The organism is Ruegeria sp. YTSC230 (assembly GCF_059609665.1).
Genome location: NZ_JBXWMC010000007.1, coordinates 135,507 through 152,683 on the forward strand (window position 1 = coordinate 135,507; position 17,177 = coordinate 152,683).

General features: G+C 58.0%; 17 protein-coding genes. 14 read left to right on the forward strand and 3 right to left on the reverse strand.

Going from position 1 to position 17,177, the window contains the following annotated elements:
- Window positions 1–17: 17 nt before the first annotated feature.
- Window positions 18–389, reverse strand: coding sequence for a YraN family protein (locus AC2FD9_RS15180; protein WP_058273496.1), 372 nt, complete (start codon window positions 387–389; stop codon window positions 18–20).
- A 1-nt stretch (window position 390) separates the two neighbouring features.
- Window positions 391–1,248: a 16S rRNA (cytidine(1402)-2'-O)-methyltransferase gene (rsmI, locus tag AC2FD9_RS15185; RefSeq protein ID WP_058278756.1), complete on the reverse strand. Its 858-nt coding sequence runs from the start codon at window positions 1,246–1,248 to the stop codon at window positions 391–393.
- 88 nt (window positions 1,249–1,336) lie between these two features.
- Between rsmI and AC2FD9_RS15190 the strand changes: the two genes are divergently transcribed.
- The 3 genes from AC2FD9_RS15190 to murJ are packed head-to-tail and all read left to right on the forward strand — an operon-like array spanning window position 1,337 to window position 6,826.
- Window positions 1,337–2,509: a penicillin-binding protein activator gene (locus tag AC2FD9_RS15190; RefSeq protein WP_282120139.1), complete on the forward strand. Its 1,173-nt coding sequence runs from the start codon at window positions 1,337–1,339 to the stop codon at window positions 2,507–2,509.
- Between the two features lie 7 nt (window positions 2,510–2,516).
- Entirely contained in the window at window positions 2,517–5,288 is a 2,772-nt protein-coding gene (locus tag AC2FD9_RS15195) for a [protein-PII] uridylyltransferase (protein WP_496837647.1), read from the forward strand.
- Complete coding sequence (gene murJ / locus AC2FD9_RS15200) at window positions 5,285–6,826, forward strand: murein biosynthesis integral membrane protein MurJ (protein WP_496837648.1); 1,542 nt, start codon at window positions 5,285–5,287, stop codon at window positions 6,824–6,826. Before AC2FD9_RS15195 ends, murJ begins: the two co-directional genes overlap by 4 nt.
- On the opposite strand, the gene AC2FD9_RS15205 is transcribed toward murJ, so the two are convergent.
- Window positions 6,827–7,513, reverse strand: a complete 687-nt coding sequence (locus tag AC2FD9_RS15205; protein WP_282120136.1) for a rhomboid family intramembrane serine protease — start codon at window positions 7,511–7,513, stop codon at window positions 6,827–6,829.
- Window positions 7,514–7,599: 86 nt separating this feature from the next.
- On the opposite strand from AC2FD9_RS15205, the gene trpS reads away from it, so the two are divergent.
- The 11 genes from trpS to AC2FD9_RS15260 all read left to right on the forward strand — a co-directional run bounded on the left by trpS (window position 7,600) and on the right by AC2FD9_RS15260 (window position 17,136).
- On the forward strand, window positions 7,600–8,628 hold the full coding sequence (gene trpS / locus AC2FD9_RS15210) for a tryptophan--tRNA ligase (protein WP_496756390.1): 1,029 nt from the start codon (window positions 7,600–7,602) through the stop codon (window positions 8,626–8,628).
- Window positions 8,629–8,687: 59 nt separating this feature from the next.
- On the forward strand, window positions 8,688–9,551 hold the full coding sequence (locus AC2FD9_RS15215; protein WP_496837651.1) for a branched-chain amino acid aminotransferase: 864 nt from the start codon (window positions 8,688–8,690) through the stop codon (window positions 9,549–9,551).
- 65 nt (window positions 9,552–9,616) lie between these two features.
- A complete protein-coding gene (locus tag AC2FD9_RS15220; RefSeq protein ID WP_058273504.1) occupies window positions 9,617–10,072 on the forward strand; it encodes a universal stress protein in 456 nt (151 codons plus the stop codon).
- Between the two features lie 9 nt (window positions 10,073–10,081).
- The gene (locus tag AC2FD9_RS15225; protein WP_496837653.1) at window positions 10,082–10,675 is read left to right on the forward strand and encodes a 2-hydroxychromene-2-carboxylate isomerase; all 594 of its coding nucleotides are present in this window, start codon (window positions 10,082–10,084) and stop codon (window positions 10,673–10,675) included.
- Window positions 10,676–10,744: 69 nt separating this feature from the next.
- A complete protein-coding gene (locus AC2FD9_RS15230; protein WP_058273506.1) occupies window positions 10,745–11,308 on the forward strand; it encodes a NifU family protein in 564 nt (187 codons plus the stop codon).
- Complete coding sequence (gene tsaB, locus AC2FD9_RS15235) at window positions 11,298–11,882, forward strand: tRNA (adenosine(37)-N6)-threonylcarbamoyltransferase complex dimerization subunit type 1 TsaB (RefSeq protein WP_282169789.1); 585 nt, start codon at window positions 11,298–11,300, stop codon at window positions 11,880–11,882. The genes AC2FD9_RS15230 and tsaB overlap by 11 nt, the downstream gene beginning before the upstream one ends.
- Window positions 11,882–12,295, forward strand: coding sequence for a GNAT family N-acetyltransferase (locus AC2FD9_RS15240; protein WP_282169790.1), 414 nt, complete (start codon window positions 11,882–11,884; stop codon window positions 12,293–12,295). Before tsaB ends, AC2FD9_RS15240 begins: the two co-directional genes overlap by 1 nt.
- Before the next feature lie 159 nt (window positions 12,296–12,454).
- Entirely contained in the window at window positions 12,455–13,453 is a 999-nt protein-coding gene (locus AC2FD9_RS15245) for a BMP family lipoprotein (RefSeq protein ID WP_282120130.1), read from the forward strand.
- Window positions 13,454–13,542: 89 nt separating this feature from the next.
- Window positions 13,543–15,072 (forward strand): ABC transporter ATP-binding protein, encoded by a 1,530-nt coding sequence (locus AC2FD9_RS15250; protein ID WP_496837656.1) that lies wholly within the window; start codon window positions 13,543–13,545, stop codon window positions 15,070–15,072.
- A gap of 1 nt (window position 15,073) precedes the next feature.
- A complete protein-coding gene (locus AC2FD9_RS15255; protein ID WP_496837658.1) occupies window positions 15,074–16,168 on the forward strand; it encodes an ABC transporter permease in 1,095 nt (364 codons plus the stop codon).
- Window positions 16,168–17,136: an ABC transporter permease gene (locus AC2FD9_RS15260; RefSeq protein ID WP_472722859.1), complete on the forward strand. Its 969-nt coding sequence runs from the start codon at window positions 16,168–16,170 to the stop codon at window positions 17,134–17,136. The genes AC2FD9_RS15255 and AC2FD9_RS15260 overlap by 1 nt, the downstream gene beginning before the upstream one ends.
- Window positions 17,137–17,177: the final 41 nt, after the last annotated feature.

The window sequence follows — 17,177 nt, forward strand, 5'->3', positions numbered from 1 at the left end:
CGGGGGTTCAATGGGGATCAGGCTAAACCGAAGGCGTTTTCGATAATTTGAACGGCGCCCGAGGCATCCACCAAAGCCGCGTCAAACCGCACATTGGTCAATTGCCCGTTTGGTTCGGTTTCCAGGAATTGGGCCGCCGATGCGCAGATCCTATCCATTTGGCGCCGATTGATCCGGGCGGCAGCGGCATCGAAACTGACACTTTTTTTCACTTCGACAAAGACAATCCCGTGAGCGTCGCGCGCAATAAGATCGATCTCCCCACCGGCGCCGCGCCAGCGGCGATTCAGGATGAAATAGCCGCGTTGTTCATAATTTGACGCAACCTGCTGCTCCGCCGCCTGCCCGGCATGATAGGACACCGAACTTCGAACGGATCGTGCAGCCATGTCATCCCTTTCCCAATTTCAGAGCCTTCTGATAGATCGGGCGGCGCGGCAGCTTGTACATCTCTGATACCAGATCGGCCGCGTCGCGAACTGAATGGGTTTCCAAGGCTCGTTTCAACGCCTCTTCTACGTCGGATTCGTTAACAGTTTCTGAATGTCCGCGGTCCACGAGCAGAACAATTTCACCTTTGACTGTCTGCCCATGCAGGTTGGCCGCCAGTTCTTCCAACGTCCCGCGACGAACCTCTTCGAATTTCTTTGTCAGTTCGCGGCACATTGCGGCCTGACGGTCATTGCCTAGCACGGTTGCAAGATCCGACAAACACGCCGCTACGCGTTTCGGAGATTCGTAAAACACCAGTGTGCCCGGCACGTCCCGCAATACTTCGATCCGCGACCGGCGCGCGCCGGTCGCGTTCGGCAAGAAGCCCGCAAAAAAGAATGCATCCGTCGGCAGCCCGGCCAGTGTCAGCGCCATTAGCGCCGCTGACGGTCCCGGTGCGCAGGTCACCGTATGACCCGCTTCGGCGGCCTGCTTCCCCAAATCGTATCCCGGATCGGCGATCAGCGGCATTCCGGCCTCAGATGCATAAGCGACAGACTTCCCGTCCTGCAACGCATCAAGGATTTTGCCGCGCGCGCCGACGCCGCTGTGATCGTGATAGGCTAGGATTCGTCGCCCATCCAGCGGTACGCCGTGAATCTCCATCAACCGGCGCAAGCTGCGCGTGTCTTCGGCAGCAATGACGTCAGCCGAGGCCAGCACATCCAGCGCTCTGAGCGTTATATCGCGCGCCGCACCGATCGGAGTGGCAACAAAATACAGGCCCGCGCCCAATCTTACTTTTTGAAAATTCAAAGCTGGACCCTCACAGCGTGACGTTTATTATCGCGGCATAACAGATTGGTGGTACCCCAAGCCGCCGGGACAGGGAGTTTTCATTTAGATGTTTACCGTTTGCAAGCCCGTTCGCAAGCTGGCGAAATCCGCCGCGATCCTGGCAACCGCCGCATTCCTCGCGGCATGTGAGCCCGGCGGCCTTGGCGGAGGCCCGTCAATCAACACGTCCAAACCCGTTCCGGTCGCACTTTTGGTTCCGGCGGGATCGGGAAATTCCGGCGACGCCGAACTGGCGCGGAGCCTTGAGAACGCGGCGCGCCTGGCCATGGCTGATCTGCAGAATGTTAAGATTGATCTGCGCGTTTATGACACGCGCGGCAGCTCGAACACGGCTGCGACAGTGGCGCAACAGGCCGTCGCGGATGGGGCGAAGATCATCATTGGCCCGGTTTACGCGCAGGCAGCAAACTCGGCAGGTCTCTCCGTACTGAACAACAAGGTCAACGTGCTGTCCTTCTCGAACAATACCAGCATTGCTGGTGGCAACGTCTTTGTTCTGGGTCCGACCTTTCAAAACACTGCGAACCGTTTGGTCAACTTTGCCGGTTCACAAGGCAAGACCAGCATGGTCATCGTCCACAGCAATGATGCAGCCGGGCAGCTTGGTCAATCAGCGATTGCAACCGCGCTTGCCAGCAGCCGTGTAGCGAACGCGGGTACGGTTGGCTATGACCGGTCCCAGCAAGGCGTCATCAATTCGGTTCCAACGATCAAGGCAACCGTGGATGCTGCTGGTGCGGATTCGGTGTTTCTGACGGCAACGACAGCTGGCGCACTGCCGCTGTATTCGCAGCTGTTGCCAGAAGCTGGTGTGTCGTCGGCCACCACCCAGTTCCTCGGCCTGACGCGCTGGGACATACCGGCACAGACGCTGGAACTGCCGGGTGTTCAAGGGGGCTGGTTCGCCCTGCCCGACCCGGCAAAGGCGCAGGCGTACCGTCAGCGGTATAACAGCACCTATGGTGAGGCTCCGCACCCGATCAGCGGTCTGGCCTATGATGGCATTGCAGCGATTGCGGCTTTGGTGAGCCAGGGAAAATCCGACGCGCTGACCGCATCTGCCCTGACACAAAATGCCGGTTTCCAGGGCGTTGGCGGTATCTTCCGCCTGCGATCAGACGGCACGAATGAACGCGGTCTGGCCGTTGCCACGATCCAGAACAAACAGGTAGTAGTGATTGACTCCGCCCCTCAAAGCTTCTCTGGCGCCGGTTTCTGATCAGCCGATGCTGACGCTCACCCCCAAGGGTGAGCTGATCTGCCCGGCCGATGAAATTTTCGACAGTACCGCCATCCTGGTGCAACTGTCGGAAGCCTTTGAAAATATTCAAGACAATGCCGCGCGGCGGAATGAAACCGTGCGCATCCTGCGCGATGCCCAAAAAGCTGGGCGCAAGACCATTGCGGATGCCTTCGCTAAACGCCCCTTTGACGCCAGACCTTTGACCCGGTCCTACACCTATTTAACCGACGGGTTGGTCTGCACAGCGATGCAAGTGGCCAGCACCTATCTACATCCGCTGGCAACCCCGACGCAGGGCGAAAAGATTGCGGTTCTTGCTGTTGGTGGATATGGCCGCGGCGAAATGGCCCCGGCTTCGGACGTCGATCTGCTTTTTTTGACGCCCTACAAGATCACCGCCTGGGCCGAGAGCGTCATCGAGTCCATGCTCTACATGCTTTGGGATCTACGCCTGAAGGTTGGCCATTCATCCCGAACAATCAAGGATTGCCTGCGACTGGGCACCGAGGATTTCACCATCCGCACCGCCATGCTCGAGCAACGCTATCTGGCTGGGGACGCGGCCCTTGCCGAAGAACTTGATGACCGTCTGAAAACCGAGCTGTTCAAGGGCAGCGAGCGTCAATTCATCGAGGCCAAGCTGCAGGAACGGGACGAGCGCCACCACAAGCAGGGTGAGCGTTACATGGTCGAGCCCAATGTAAAAGAGGGCAAGGGTGGGCTGCGCGATCTTCAATCACTCTACTGGATTGCAAAGTACATCTATGGCGTTCAGGACGTGGCTGAACTGGTCCCTCTGGGCCTGTTTGAACCCGAGGAATTCAGCACCTTTGTAGAGGCCGAAGAGTTTCTGTGGGCCGTGCGTTCACATCTGCATCTAGTGACCGGGCGCGCAACAGAACAGCTGACCTTCGACCTGCAGGTCGAGGTTGCCGACCGTATGGGTTATGAAGACAGGGCCGGGCGACGGGCTGTTGAAGTGTTCATGCAACGCTATTTCCGCGAGGCAACGCGCGTTGGTGAACTGACCCGGATATTCCTGACCAAACTCGAAGCGTCACACGTGAAAGGTGCCGCCCTACTGGAACGCATCTTTAGGCGTCGACCGCGTGTCAAAGCAGGGTACAAGGTCGTTCACGGTCGCTTGGATGTAGCGGACGCCAAGAAGTTTCTGTCCGACAAGCTGAACCTTCTGCGTCTGTTCGAGGAAGGTCTTCGCACTGGCATGCTGATCCACCCGGATGCGATGCGGCTGGTAACAGCCAACCTAAGCCTCATCGACGACGACATGCGCCAAAACAAAGAGGCGCAGCGCATTTTTCTGGACCTCATGCTGAAACACGGCAACCCGGAACGCGCCCTGCGCCGCATGAACGAATTGGGAGTATTGTCGGCGTTTTTGCCAGAGTTCGAACACATCGTGGCGATGATGCAGTTCAACATGTATCACAGCTATACAGTGGACGAGCACACGATCCAGACCATCGTCAACCTGGCCCAGATTGAACGCGGTGAATTGGTCGAGTCACTACCGCTGGCCTCATCGATCCTGAAACGCGGGGTTAATCGCAAGGTCCTCTACGTAGCGTTGCTGCTGCACGATATCGCCAAAGGGCGACCCGAGGACCATTCCATTCTGGGCGCTCAGATCGCGCGCAAGGTTGCTCCACGGTTGGGTCTGAACAAATCAGACTCTGAAACCGTGGAATGGTTGGTACGATATCATCTTTTGATGTCGGACATGGCGCAGAAACGCGACATCTCGGACCCGCGCACAGTGCGCGATTTTGCCAAGGCGGTTAAGACGGTCAAACGGTTGGATCTGCTCACGGTTCTGACCGTGTGTGACATTCGCGGCGTTGGGCCCAACACCTGGAACAACTGGAAGGCCACCCTGCTGCGCGCCTTGCACGCTGAAACCAAACGGGCGCTTGAAACCGGTATGGAAGACCTGAACCGGGCCAACCGTGGCGCCGAAGCCAAAAAGGCGCTGCGTTCGGCGCTTGACGATTGGTCGAAGGCTGACCTGAAGGCCGAAACAGGACGACACTATGCGCCCTATTGGCAGGGCCTGAACCTGTCTACACATATTGAGTTCGCGAAAATGCTACGCGCTCTGGAACACAGCGGCGACCCCGGCGCGATGGAAATTCACCTGCATCCGGATGACGATCGCGACGCCACCCGCGCGTGTTTTGCCATGGCAGACCATCCGGGGATTTTCGCCCGCATCGCCGGGGCGCTTGCGTTGGTTGGGGCCAACGTGGTCGACGCCCGTAGCTATACCACCAAGGACGGGTACGTCACTGATGCGTTCTGGATTCAGGATGCCGAGGGCCACCCTTTTGAGGCCAGCCGATTACCGCGACTGACACAGATGATCCAAAAGACGCTCAAGGGCGAAGTCGTGGCGCGTGACGCTCTGAAATCGCGCGACAAGATCAAGAAACGCGAACGCGCCTTCAATGTGCCGACCCATATCATCTTCGATAATGACGGGTCCGAGATCTACACCATCATCGAGGTTGATACCCGCGACCGCCCGGGCCTGTTGTATGACCTGGCCAGAACGCTGGCGGCGGCCAATGTCTATATCGCCAACGCCGTGATCGCGACCTATGGCGAACAGGTTGTCGATACGTTTTACGTCAAGGACATGTTCGGCCTGAAATACCATTCCGAAAGCAAACAACGCGGTCTTGAGACCAAGCTGCGCAAAGCCATCACTGAAGGTGCGGAGCGCGCGATCTCATGAAACAAATCCGGTTGTTTTCAGGCCTGTTCACGGTCGGATTCTGGACTCTGGCCAGTCGAATTTTGGGATTTCTCCGAGAGATTCTGCTAACCGCCTATATCGGGCCCGGTCCGGTGATGGACGCCTTTGTTGCCGCTTTCCGCCTGCCCAACATGTTTCGCCGTTTCTTTGCCGAAGGTGCCTTCAACGCCGCCTTTGTGCCAATGTTCTCGAAACGACTGGAGGGCGAAGAAGACGCCGAAGGATTTGCACAGGATGCCTTCAACCTGCTGGCGGCGGCTGTTTTGGCACTGGTTGGATTGGCGATGGTATTCATGCCTGGACTTGTTTGGCTGACCGCCGAAGGGTTCTATGGCGATGAACGCTTCGACATGGCTGTCGACTACGGTCACGTCGTTTTTCCCTATATCCTGTTCATGTCGCTGGCCGCGCTGTTTTCCGGCGTTCTGAATGCCACTGGTCGGTTCGCCGCTGCCGCTGCCGCGCCTGTCTTACTCAATATCTTTGCCTGTACTGCTTTGATCGCAGGCGCGCTGTCTGGCGGCGACGTAATCTGGTGGCTGATCACGGTCATTCCGCTGGCAGGGGTTGCGCAACTGGCGCTGGTTTGGGTGGCGACAGAACGAGCAGGTATTCGCATCCGTCCCGGCCTGCCCAAGCTCAGCCCGGAAATGCGACGCATGGTTCGCATTGCAGTGCCCGCCGCTTTGGCGATGGGCGTCACGCAGGTCAATCTCGTGGTTGGCCAGTTGGTCGCGTCCAAAACCGAAAAGGCTGTCAGTTGGCTGTTCGCAGCGGATCGGCTGTATCAATTGCCATTGGGCGTGGTCGGTATTGCGGTGGGGATCGTCCTGCTCCCAGATCTGTCGCGCCGCTTACGGGCCGGGGACAAGGACGGGGCGCGCAATGCCTATTCCCGCGCCGGAGAGTTCACACTGCTGCTGACCCTGCCGTCCACAGTTGCCTTTCTGATCATTCCAATACCTCTGGTGTCGGTCCTGTTCGAACGCGGCCAATTCAGCCCCGAGGACTCGGCTGCCACTGCCTTGGCCGTAGCTATCTATGGCGTCGGCCTGCCCGCTTTCATGCTGCAAAAGCTGCTGCAGCCCTTGTTCTTCGCGCGCGAAGACACCCGCTCTCCGTTTCGCTATGCCGTAGTTGCGATGGTGATCAATGCCGGGCTGGCCTTTGGTCTTTACCCATTGGTGGGGTGGATCGCACCGGCGATCGCGGCTTCGGCTGCCGGTTGGGCGATGGTTGCCTTGTTGGCGATTGGAGCGCGCCGTTTCGGCGATGAAGCACGGTTTGACGACCGGTTCAAACGACGTGCCTGGCGCGTCGTCGCGGCATCGCTGGGTATGGGCGTTGTGCTTTTCGCCGCCCTTCATATTTTTGGTTGGACCTTCCAAGTACCCGGATGGCGTTATCTGGCGCTGCTTGTCCTAATCATAGTTGCAGCTGCCGCCTATTTCTTACTCGGTCACCTCTTCAAAGCGTTCGAGCTGTCCGAATTCAGAAAAGCGCTGCGTCGGTCCTGATCAGTCGCGGCGAATACGTCCCACGATCCGCGCCCATCCGCCCGGTGCCAGGAAAAACGATAGACCAAATCCGGTGGCAAATCCGCCCAGATCGGCAACCCAATCGGACGTGCCGCCAAACAAAAGTCCGAACACCAGCTGGATGCCCATCAAAACCGCGATCAGGCTGAAGGCCCGGGACTGGTTTTCGCCGACCAGTGACAACTTGCGCCACAGCAGCCATGTGAACGCGCCGATCAGACCGTAAACCGGCGGGAACCCTCCGACCAGCGGATAGGCGGGATTTAGCAACAACCCATAGACCAACGCGCCACCGATACCGGACAAAACGAAAATGATCAGCATTTGAAAACCGCCGAACACTTCGGCTACCATTTTGCCCATGGCCAGAACGAAGACGCTGACAAAAACCGCCTGGGTAAAACTGCCCGATACGAACGGATAGGTCACGAAACGGATCACATGTTCAAACGGCCAACGGCCATTCTCGATCATCCAGTGAAAGATATCCGGGGAAAAGGTGTAACTCTGCAGGGCATCCAACCGCCAACCTACCGCTGATGGCCCACCCACAAGACCGCGTGCACCCAGTGTAAACGCCAATTCGATCCCCATGATGAACAGGACCAACGCCACCACAACGGGCGGCAGAGGGTTTACGGCGGGTGTATAATGCTCACTGCTCATTGGGCTGGCCTTTCGCGGCTGTTGACGTCCCTTGACCTCATGGGTAAGCGACGGGGGCTGATTTTTCCAGACGGGAGTTCCCTTCGATGACCGAAACCAAGTTCACGCCGCGCGTGTTTTCCGGCATCCAGCCTTCGGGAAACCTGCACCTTGGCAACTACCTGGGTGCGCTCAAGCGTTTTGTGGATATGCAGGGCGAAGATTTCGAGACCATTTATTGCATGGTCGACCTGCACGCGATCACCGTCTGGCAAGACCCTGCCCGTCTGCGCGAAAAGACCCGCGAGGTTTGCGCCGGTTTCATCGCCGCCGGTCTGGACCCTGAAAAGTCCATCCTGTTCAACCAAAGCCAGGTGGCCGAGCACACGCAGCTGGCGTGGATCTTCAATTGTATCGCCCGGATGGGCTGGATGCAGCGGATGACGCAGTTCAAGGACAAGGCGGGCAAGAATGCTCAGAACGCCTCGCTGGGTTTGTTTGCTTACCCGGCACTGATGGCAGCGGACATCCTGACCTACCATGCGACACATGTGCCGGTGGGCGAGGACCAGAAACAGCATCTGGAGCTGACTCGCGACATCGCGATCAAGTTCAACCATGATTATGGCGTGGATTTCTTTCCGGTGACCGAGCCTGTAATCGGTGGACCCGCGCCGCGCGTGATGAACCTGCGGGACGGCTCGCGGAAGATGTCGTCTTCGGACCCGTCCGATATGACCCGGATCAACATGACGGACGATGCCGACGAGATCGCCAAGAAGATCCGCAAGGCCAAGACCGACCCGGATGCCCTGCCTTCAGAAGCCGACGGTCTGTCCGAACGCCCCGAGGCGCGCAATCTGGTCAACATCTACGCCGCGCTCAGCGATCAAACGGCGGAACAGGTTCTGGCCGAAGTCGGCGGCAAGCAATTCGGTGAATTCAAACCGATGCTGGCCGAGCTGGCGGTCGCCAAACTGTCGCCGATCTCAACCGAAATGGCGCGTCTGATGGGTGAAGAGGCCGAGATTGACCGGATTCTCGCACGCGGCGCGGAAAGGGCGCGGGCGATAGCGGCCCCGATCCTGCAACAGACCTACGACATCGTGGGTATGGTTGGCGCAAAACAAGGCTGATTGCGCTGGACCTTCCTGTGACGCCTTCCTAGGTTGCCCCAAGGGCAAAGGAGGGCGTCATGGCAGTCGGCAAAAATATCCGCACCTATTTTGATGGTCAGTGGCACAACGGGGACGCCCCGATCATGCGTGCGGCAGACCATGGCGCTTGGCTGGGGTCTTCGGTCTTTGACGGCGCGCGTTTCTTCGACGGGCTGACCCCGGATCTGGTGGCCCATTGCGAACGGGTCAACCGCTCGGCCGAGGCGCTTTTACTGACGCCGACCGTGACGACCGAACGGATGGTCGAAATCGTCCGCGAAGGGCTGAATGGCTATGCCAAAGGTTCCGCCGTCTATATTCGGCCGATGTATTGGGGCATCGACGGGGACGCCACGGCCATTGTGCCTCAGCAGGACAGCACCGGATTTGCCATCTGTCTGGAAGAAATACCAATGGCACCGGAAACAGCTTCGGTCACGCTGACCACCACGCGGTTCCGCCGACCGGTTCTGGAATCAGCCGTTGTGAATGCCAAAGCCGGATGCCTGTATCCCAACAACGCCCGAATGCTGAAAGAGGCCAAGTCCAAGGGGTTCTCGAACGCGCTGGTAGCGGATGCCTTGGGTCATGTGGCGGAAACCGCCACCGCAAACATCTTCATGGTCCGGGACGGCGAGGTATTCACACCTACGCCCAATGGAACTTTTCTGGCCGGAATCACCCGAGCGCGACATATCAAAAACCTGCGCGCTGACGGCGTGACGGTCCACGAATCTGTTCTCAGCTTTGAAGATTTTCACAAGGCGGACGAGGTGTTTATGACCGGTAACATGAACAAGATAACGCCGGTCACCGCATTAGAAGACACCCAATATCAGGTCGGACCGATTGCACGTCGCGCGCGCGAGCTTTATTGGGACTGGGCGGCAAGCACTCGGTAGTCATACGCCGTGTTGCCAGCCCGCATTTGGTCGGGCATGATCCCCCTAAATACACGAGGACACCCATGCGTAAGTTTCTAGTCATTCTGGATGACAGCCGTGAATGCCTTAACGCGATGCGTTTCGCTGCAATGCGTGCAGCCCATACCGGTGGAGGGGTAACGATCCTGTCCGTCATCCCACCCGATGAGTTCAATCACTGGATCGGTGTTGCCGAAACCATGCGCGAAGAGGCACGCGAACGCATTCATGCGCATTACGAAGTTTTCGCCAAATGGATGCGCGACAAACAAGGGATCGATCCCGAGCTGTCCATTCGCGAAGGCGACCCTGTCCCTCAGATCATCGAACATGTCCAGTCAGACCCGGACATCGGCGTTCTGGTCCTGGGGGCTGGCATCGAAAAGAAAGGGCCTGGCCCTTTGGTAACGCAGCTGACTAAAAACTCGGGCAGCTTGCCGATTCCGATCACAATTGTGCCCGGCGACCTTAGCAAGGAAAAGCTGGAAGCCATCACCTGAGGCCACCCTATGCAACGCCGCATCCAGTTCTGGTTCGAATTCGCATCGACCTATTCCTACCTCAGCGCCATGCGAATCGAGCAGGCTGCGGCACAGCACGACGTCGTCGTAGAATGGCATCCCTTTCTTCTGGGGCCCATTTTCGCGACGCAGGGCTGGAACAATTCCCCGTTCAACATCTACCCGGCCAAAGGGCGCTATATGTGGCGCGATATGGAGCGTTTGACGTCGCAGCGCGGCCTGCCCTTCCGGCAGCCGGACCCGTTTCCGCAAAACGGCCTGAAGGCTGCGCGCCTCACGCTGGCTATTGAAGATCAGACCCACAGGGCGCGTTTCGTTCGGGCGGTCTATACAGCCGAATTTGCACAAGGTCGGAACGTGTCGGACGATGCGGTGCTGGTTGATTGCCTGAAATCCGCTGGCCTGCCTGAAAACCTTTTGGACAGAACCCAAGACGCCGAGATCAAGTCTGCTTTGATCAAGCAGACTAAAACCGCTCAGGCCAAGGGGCTGTTTGGCGCGCCGAGTTTTCTAGTCGGTGACGAACTATACTGGGGTGACGATCGGTTGGATGATGCAATCCGGTTGGCGGCCAACATTTAGAATCGTTCCAAATCTTGACTTATCCGGCTCGGACCCGCATATCAGATGCAACTGAAACGGAGCCGTGACATGTTCATCCAGACCGAATCCACGCCGAACCCTGCAACCTTGAAGTTTCTGCCCGGCCAGACCGTGCTAGAAGCGGGCACTGCGGATTTCCCATCGGCTGAAGCCGGTGAAAAATCACCTTTGGCAAAACGGATTTTTGCGGTCAGCGGAGTAACGGGTGTATTCCTCGGCAATGACTTCGTGACCGTCACCAAGTCCGATGACGTCCAATGGGATCACATCAAACCCGCGATTCTGGGTGCGGTGATGGAGCATTATCAATCCGGCCAACCGGTCATCGGGGCTGGTGAGACAGCCGCATCGGGCCATGCTGAGCACACTGGCGAAGATGCCGAAGTCGTGAACCAAATCAAAGACTTGCTGGATAGCCGGGTCCGTCCCGCGGTTGCTCAGGATGGCGGCGACATTACGTTCCACGGGTTTGACCGGGGCGTTGTCTACCTGCACATGCAAGGTGCTTGCGCGGGCTGCCCGTCTTCGACCCTGACGTTGAAGATGGGTATCGAAAACCTGCTGCGTCACTACATCCCCGAAGTGACCGAGGTTCGCCCTGTTGCCGTCTGACCCCATTATTTTGGCGTTTGATACATCGGCCGCGCATTGCGCGGCCGCTTTGTTGTGCGGCAACCGGATCGTGACTTCGCGCATCGAAGCCATGTCGCGCGGTCAAGCCGAACGCCTGATGCCGTTGCTGGAAGAGGTTCTGGCAGATGCCGGATATGGGTGGAAAGACCTGTCCGCGATCGGTGTCGGCGTTGGACCCGGAAACTTTACCGGCATCCGAATCTCGGTTTCTGCGGCGCGGGGCCTAGCCTTAGGGCTTGGCGTTCCAGCGGTAGGCGTGTCAGGGTTCGACGCATTGGCCGAAATGTCTATGGACGCCCTGCCCGCGATCCGCGCCCCACGTGATCAGGTTTACGTGGCGTTGCCGGACCAAAGTCCGATGCTTATGCCTCAAATTGAGGCAGAATCACTTGGCCCCCTGATCCTGAATGACGACCCGGATGCGCAAATCCGTGCAATTGCCCGGATCGCCGGGCAAAAGTGGCAGACCAACACCGCGCAGCCAGCTCCACTCTATGTTCGGCCTGCGGATGCGGCCCCTTCCAAAGACACCCCCCCGGTTTTGCTGGACTGATGACTCCCGAGGATCTTGCCAGAACACACGCGGCGGCATTTACCCGGTCACGGTCGTGGGCTGCGGTCGAATTCTCGGATCTTCTGAACAATCGATTCATCCATACCGTTGGAAATACTCAATCTTTCGCGCTGTTCCAGGTGATCGGCGATGAGGCGGAATTGCTGACGATCGCCACGCATCCGGACGTTCAGCGACAGGGCTTAGCCCGAAATTGCATGCATGAATGGCACACGAAAGCAAAGGCTTTGGGGGCAACGCGCGCTGTTCTGGACGTCGCTGCAGATAACTTGCCGGCCATCGCGCTGTATGAACACAGCGGTTATCGCGCCTGTGGAGTGCGCAAGGGGTACTACCTGCGCGAAAACAATCAGAAAATCGACGCTATCGTGATGGAATCCGCGCTGGATTGACCGTCACAGATAAAATTTTTCGACCAAATGGTCAAAAATCTGTTGACCACGGTGGTTGCAAACGTCCTTAATTCCCGCCATCACAACAGTTATGCTCGCTCACAGTGGGTGAACGGGGCTATCTTCGCCCCGACCGATAATAACAAACGGGAGTATAAAATGACCCTGATGAAATCCTTGATGGGTGCCACCGCCGCAGTCGCACTTACGGCTGGCGCTGCGCTGGCAGATCCTGCCCTGATCTTTGATCTTGGTGGCAAGTTTGACAAATCCTTCAACGAAGCCGCCCACAATGGCGCATCGCGTTGGGCCGAAGAAACAGGCGGCTCGTATAACGAGATCGAGATCCAGTCCGAAGCACAGCGCGAGCAAGCTCTGCGCCGTTTCGCTGAATCCGGCTCAAACCCGATCATCACGATGGGTTTTGGCATGGCTGATCCGCTGTCCGCCGTGGCCGCCGATTACCCAGACACCAAATTCGTTGCGGTTGACGTCAACTGGCTGGACATCCCCAACATCCGCCAAATCGGTTTTGCCGAACATGAAGGGTCATATCTGGTTGGCATGATGGCCGCGATGGCATCGGAATCCGGCACCGTCGGCTTTATCGGTGGCATGGATATCCCGCTGATCCGCCACTTTGGCTGCGGTTATGCGCAGGGTGCCAAGGCTGTAAACCCTGACATCAATGTTGTTGCCAACATGACCGGTACCACCCCGGCAGCATGGAACGACCCGGTGAAGGGTTCGGAACTGACCAAAGCACAAATCAGCCAGGGCGCTGATGTGATCTATGCGGCCGCTGGCGGCACCGGTGTTGGCGTACTGCAGACCGCGGCAGACGAAGGCATCCTGTCGATCGGCGTGGACAGCAACCAGAACCACCTGCACCCGGGTAAGGTTCTGACCTCGATGCTGAAACGCGTTGATGTTGCCGTTTATGACGCGATGTCTGCGGGCGAAGACCTGGAAACCGGCGTATTCCAGATGGGTCTGGCCGAAGAAGGTGTTGGCGTCGCCATGGATGACAACAACGCACCTCTGGTCTCGGACGAGATGAAAGGCGCAGTCGACAAAGCGCGTCAAGACATCATCGACGGTAACGTCTCTGTTGTCAGCTATTATGAGAACGACAGCTGCCCGGCACTGCAGTTCTGATATCGCGCAAGGCGGGGGTACAACCTCCGCCTTGCCCCCGACTCTGCCGCGTATGACACCGCGGCCCTTTCGGCAATTGAGGACAAGACATGACCGTCCCCGCCATTGAGCTCAAAGGGATATCCAAAGCCTTTGGGCCGGTTCAGGCCAATAAAGACATTTCTATCAGCGTCGCCCCCGGTACGATCCATGGGATCATCGGTGAAAACGGTGCGGGCAAATCCACGCTGATGAGCATCCTCTACGGCTTTTACAAAGCCGATAAAGGTGAAATCTGGATTAACGGCAACAAGACCGACATCCCTGACAGCCAAGCGGCCATTGCTGCCGGGATCGGGATGGTTTTCCAGCATTTCAAACTGGTTGAGAATTTCACCGTTCTGGAAAACATCGTTCTCGGTGCCGAGGACGGCGGGCTGCTGGCCCCGTCCTTGTCCAAAGCGCGCAAAGAATTGAAAGCGCTGGAAGAGGAATACGAGCTGTTCGTCGATCCCGACAAGCGCATCGACGAGATTGGCGTCGGAATGCAGCAAAGGGTCGAGATCCTGAAAGCCCTGTATCGCAAGGCCGAGATTCTGATTCTGGACGAACCCACCGGGGTTCTGACCCCGTCCGAGGCTGACCAGCTTTTCCGCATCCTTGACCGCCTGCGGGCCGAAGGGAAGACGATCATCGTGATCACGCACAAGCTGCGCGAAATCATGGAAAACACCGATACGGTTTCGGTCATGCGGCGCGGTCAGATGACGGCGACGGTGAAAACAGCCGACACCAGCCCCGAGGAACTGGCCGAGCTGATGGTGGGCCGCAAGGTGCTGCTGCAGGTCGACAAAGTACCTGCGCAACCCGGTAAGCCCGTTTTGGAAATTGAAAAGCTCAGTGTTTTCGATTCGGCCGGGGTCGAACGGGTCAAGGGTATCGACCTGACCGTTCGGGCCGGTGAAATCGTCGGTATCGCTGGCGTGGCCGGAAATGGCCAATCGGAGCTTCTGGAAGTTCTGGGCGGCATGCGTCCGGGTCAGGGTTCGATCAAACTGAACGGTGCCCCGCTGGCGCTTAGCGGTCCGGGATCGGACGGTCAGGCCCGTCGCGCCCAGCATATTGCGCATGTTCCCGAAGACCGTCAGCGCGAAGGTCTTGTGATGGACTTCCACGCTTGGGAAAACGTGGCCTTTGGCTATCACCGTGATCCTGCCTATCAGAGCGGGTTTTTCATGAACAACGCCGCCCTGCGCGCCGATACCGAGCGCAAGATCGAAAAATTCGACGTCCGGCCACCTGATGCATGGCTTACAGCCAAAAGCTTCTCGGGCGGGAACCAACAAAAGATTGTTGTCGCGCGCGAAATTGAACGGAACCCGGATCTTCTATTGGTGGGGCAACCAACCCGCGGCGTCGACATCGGCGCGATCGAGTTCATTCACAAGCAGATCGTCGCGCTGCGCGATCAGGGTAAAGCAATCCTGCTCGTCTCGGTCGAGTTGGAAGAAATCTTCTCGCTATCGGATCGCATCGCTGTGATGTTTGACGGACATGTCATGGGCGAAAGACTGCCCCATGAAACAGATGAAAAAGAACTTGGCCTGTTGATGGCCGGTGTTGCGGGAGAGGCCGCGTAACATGGAAAAGATGCCCAAATGGGCCGATGTGGTGCTGATCCCGCTGATCAGTCTGATATTGGCCGCAATCTTGTCCGCCTTGGTCATTCTGGCCATCGGTGAAAACCCGGTCGAAGCGGTGAAACTGATGGTGACCGGTGCGCTCGGGTCGACCTACGGTTGGGGGTATACGCTGTATTATGCCACCAACTTTATGTTCACCGGGTTGGCTGTGGCTGTCGCCTTCCACGCCCGACTGTTCAACATCGGGGGCGAAGGTCAGGCTATGCTGGGCGGGCTGGGCGTTGCCATGGTATGCCTTTACATCCCATGGCCGCATTGGAGCATCGCGCTGTTGGCGGCCTGCGCAGGTTCGATGCTGTTTGGCGCCGCATGGGCCGCCATTCCGGCCTATCTACAAGCCAAGCGTGGCAGTCACATCGTGATCACAACGATCATGTTCAACTTTATTGCGGCGGCATTCCTGAACTACGTGTTGGTCAATCTTATGCGACCACCGGGCGCGCAAGACCCCTCGTCGGCGCGTTTCCCCGATGCCGTTCACCTACCCACATTTCAGTCGATGTTCTCAACCGCCGAAAACGTAGTGTTCAAAGGGACCCCTGTTAATATCACGTTCTTCATCGCGGTATTGGCCTGTTTTGTCGTCTGGGCACTGATCTGGCGGACAAGATTGGGCTATGAAATCCGGTCCTACGGCAAGACCGAAACCGGCGCTGTCTATGCAGGCATTTCCCCGGTGCGGATCACCATCATCGCGATGCTGATTTCGGGCGCGCTGGCGGGGCTGATGGCCATCAACAACGTGATGGGCGAGGCCGAACGCCTGGTTTTGAACGCAACTGAAGGCGCAGGTTTCATCGGCATCGCTGTGGCCCTGATGGGCCGGTCGCACCCGTTTGGCGTATTCCTTGCGGCGATCCTGTTCGGGTTTCTCTATCAGGGCGGTGCAGAATTGGCTTTCTGGACGTCGATCCCGCGCGAACTGATCGTAGTCATTCAGGCTCTGGTGATCCTGTTCACTGGAGCATTGGACAACATGGTCCGGATGCCGCTTGAAAAGCTGTTCCTGAGCCTGCGGAAGGGAGCGCAGTGATGGAGTTCTTCATTACCTTCATCCAGGTCCTGGATTCGACCATCCGTCTGGCCACACCGCTATTGCTGGCTTGTCTGGCTGGGCTCTATTCCGAACGTGCAGGCATTTTCGACATCGGTCTGGAAGGCAAGATGCTGATGGCCGCCTTCTTCTCGGCAGCCGTCGCGGCTGTGACCGGGTCGGTCTGGTTGGGCCTGCTGGCGGGGATCGCCTCTTCTCTTGTTCTTTCCGGACTTCACGGTTTGGCTTCGATCACCTTCCGGGGCAACCAGTTGATATCCGGGGTCGCAATCAACTTTCTTGCAGCAGGTATGACGGTCCTTGTCGCGCAAAGCTGGTTCGAACAGGGCGGGCGCACGCCCTCACTGTTTGGTGGCGGTCGTTTCACACCGATCAACTTCCCCTTTGCCGAGTCGCTGAGCGGGGTGCCGATCATCGGGCCGATCTATTCCGAGTTGCTCTCGGGCCATTCAGTCCTGGTCTATGTCGCGTTCCTGATGGTTCCGGCAACATGGTGGATTCTGTATCGCACACGGTTCGGCTTGCGCCTCCGCGCCGTGGGTGAAAACCCGGCTGCCGTGGACACAGCTGGTGTCTCGGTCGTTGGCTTGCGCTACGCTGCTGTCGCCATTTGTGGTGTGCTGTGCGGCATTGCCGGGGCTTATCTGGCCACTGCGCTGCAGGCCGGCTTCGTCAAGGACATGACCGCAGGCCGCGGGTTTATCGCGCTGGCTGCACTGATCTTTGCAAAATGGCGGCCCTGGCATGCCATGGGAGCATGCCTTTTGTTCGGATTGCTGCAAGCCATCGCACTGCGTTTCCAGAACATCGATCTGGGCGGCGTGGTTATCCCTGTGCAGGCAATGGATGCCCTGCCCTACGTCCTCACCGTGGTCATTCTGGCTGGCTTTGTCGGCAAGGCGGTCCCGCCCCGCGCCGGTGGTGAGCCTTACGTGAAAGAGCGCTGATAAGTCCAGTTTCGGACTCAGTTCAGTCCTGTTCGCTGCAG

Coding starts and splice junctions, on each gene's coding strand:
- AC2FD9_RS15260 (WP_472722859.1), top strand. CDS start 16,168: ATGGAGTTCTTCATTACCTTCATCCAGGTCCTGGATTCGACCATCCGT.
- AC2FD9_RS15230 (WP_058273506.1), top strand. CDS start 10,745: ATGTTCATCCAGACCGAATCCACGCCGAACCCTGCAACCTTGAAGTTT.
- murJ (WP_496837648.1), top strand. CDS start 5,285: ATGAAACAAATCCGGTTGTTTTCAGGCCTGTTCACGGTCGGATTCTGG.
- AC2FD9_RS15195 (WP_496837647.1), top strand. CDS start 2,517: ATGCTGACGCTCACCCCCAAGGGTGAGCTGATCTGCCCGGCCGATGAA.
- AC2FD9_RS15240 (WP_282169790.1), top strand. CDS start 11,882: ATGACTCCCGAGGATCTTGCCAGAACACACGCGGCGGCATTTACCCGG.
- AC2FD9_RS15205 (WP_282120136.1), bottom strand. CDS start 7,513: ATGAGCAGTGAGCATTATACACCCGCCGTAAACCCTCTGCCGCCCGTT.
- AC2FD9_RS15180 (WP_058273496.1), bottom strand. CDS start 389: ATGGCTGCACGATCCGTTCGAAGTTCGGTGTCCTATCATGCCGGGCAG.
- AC2FD9_RS15250 (WP_496837656.1), top strand. CDS start 13,543: ATGACCGTCCCCGCCATTGAGCTCAAAGGGATATCCAAAGCCTTTGGG.
- trpS (WP_496756390.1), top strand. CDS start 7,600: ATGACCGAAACCAAGTTCACGCCGCGCGTGTTTTCCGGCATCCAGCCT.
- AC2FD9_RS15190 (WP_282120139.1), top strand. CDS start 1,337: ATGTTTACCGTTTGCAAGCCCGTTCGCAAGCTGGCGAAATCCGCCGCG.
- AC2FD9_RS15220 (WP_058273504.1), top strand. CDS start 9,617: ATGCGTAAGTTTCTAGTCATTCTGGATGACAGCCGTGAATGCCTTAAC.
- AC2FD9_RS15215 (WP_496837651.1), top strand. CDS start 8,688: ATGGCAGTCGGCAAAAATATCCGCACCTATTTTGATGGTCAGTGGCAC.
- AC2FD9_RS15255 (WP_496837658.1), top strand. CDS start 15,074: ATGGAAAAGATGCCCAAATGGGCCGATGTGGTGCTGATCCCGCTGATC.
- AC2FD9_RS15245 (WP_282120130.1), top strand. CDS start 12,455: ATGACCCTGATGAAATCCTTGATGGGTGCCACCGCCGCAGTCGCACTT.
- AC2FD9_RS15225 (WP_496837653.1), top strand. CDS start 10,082: ATGCAACGCCGCATCCAGTTCTGGTTCGAATTCGCATCGACCTATTCC.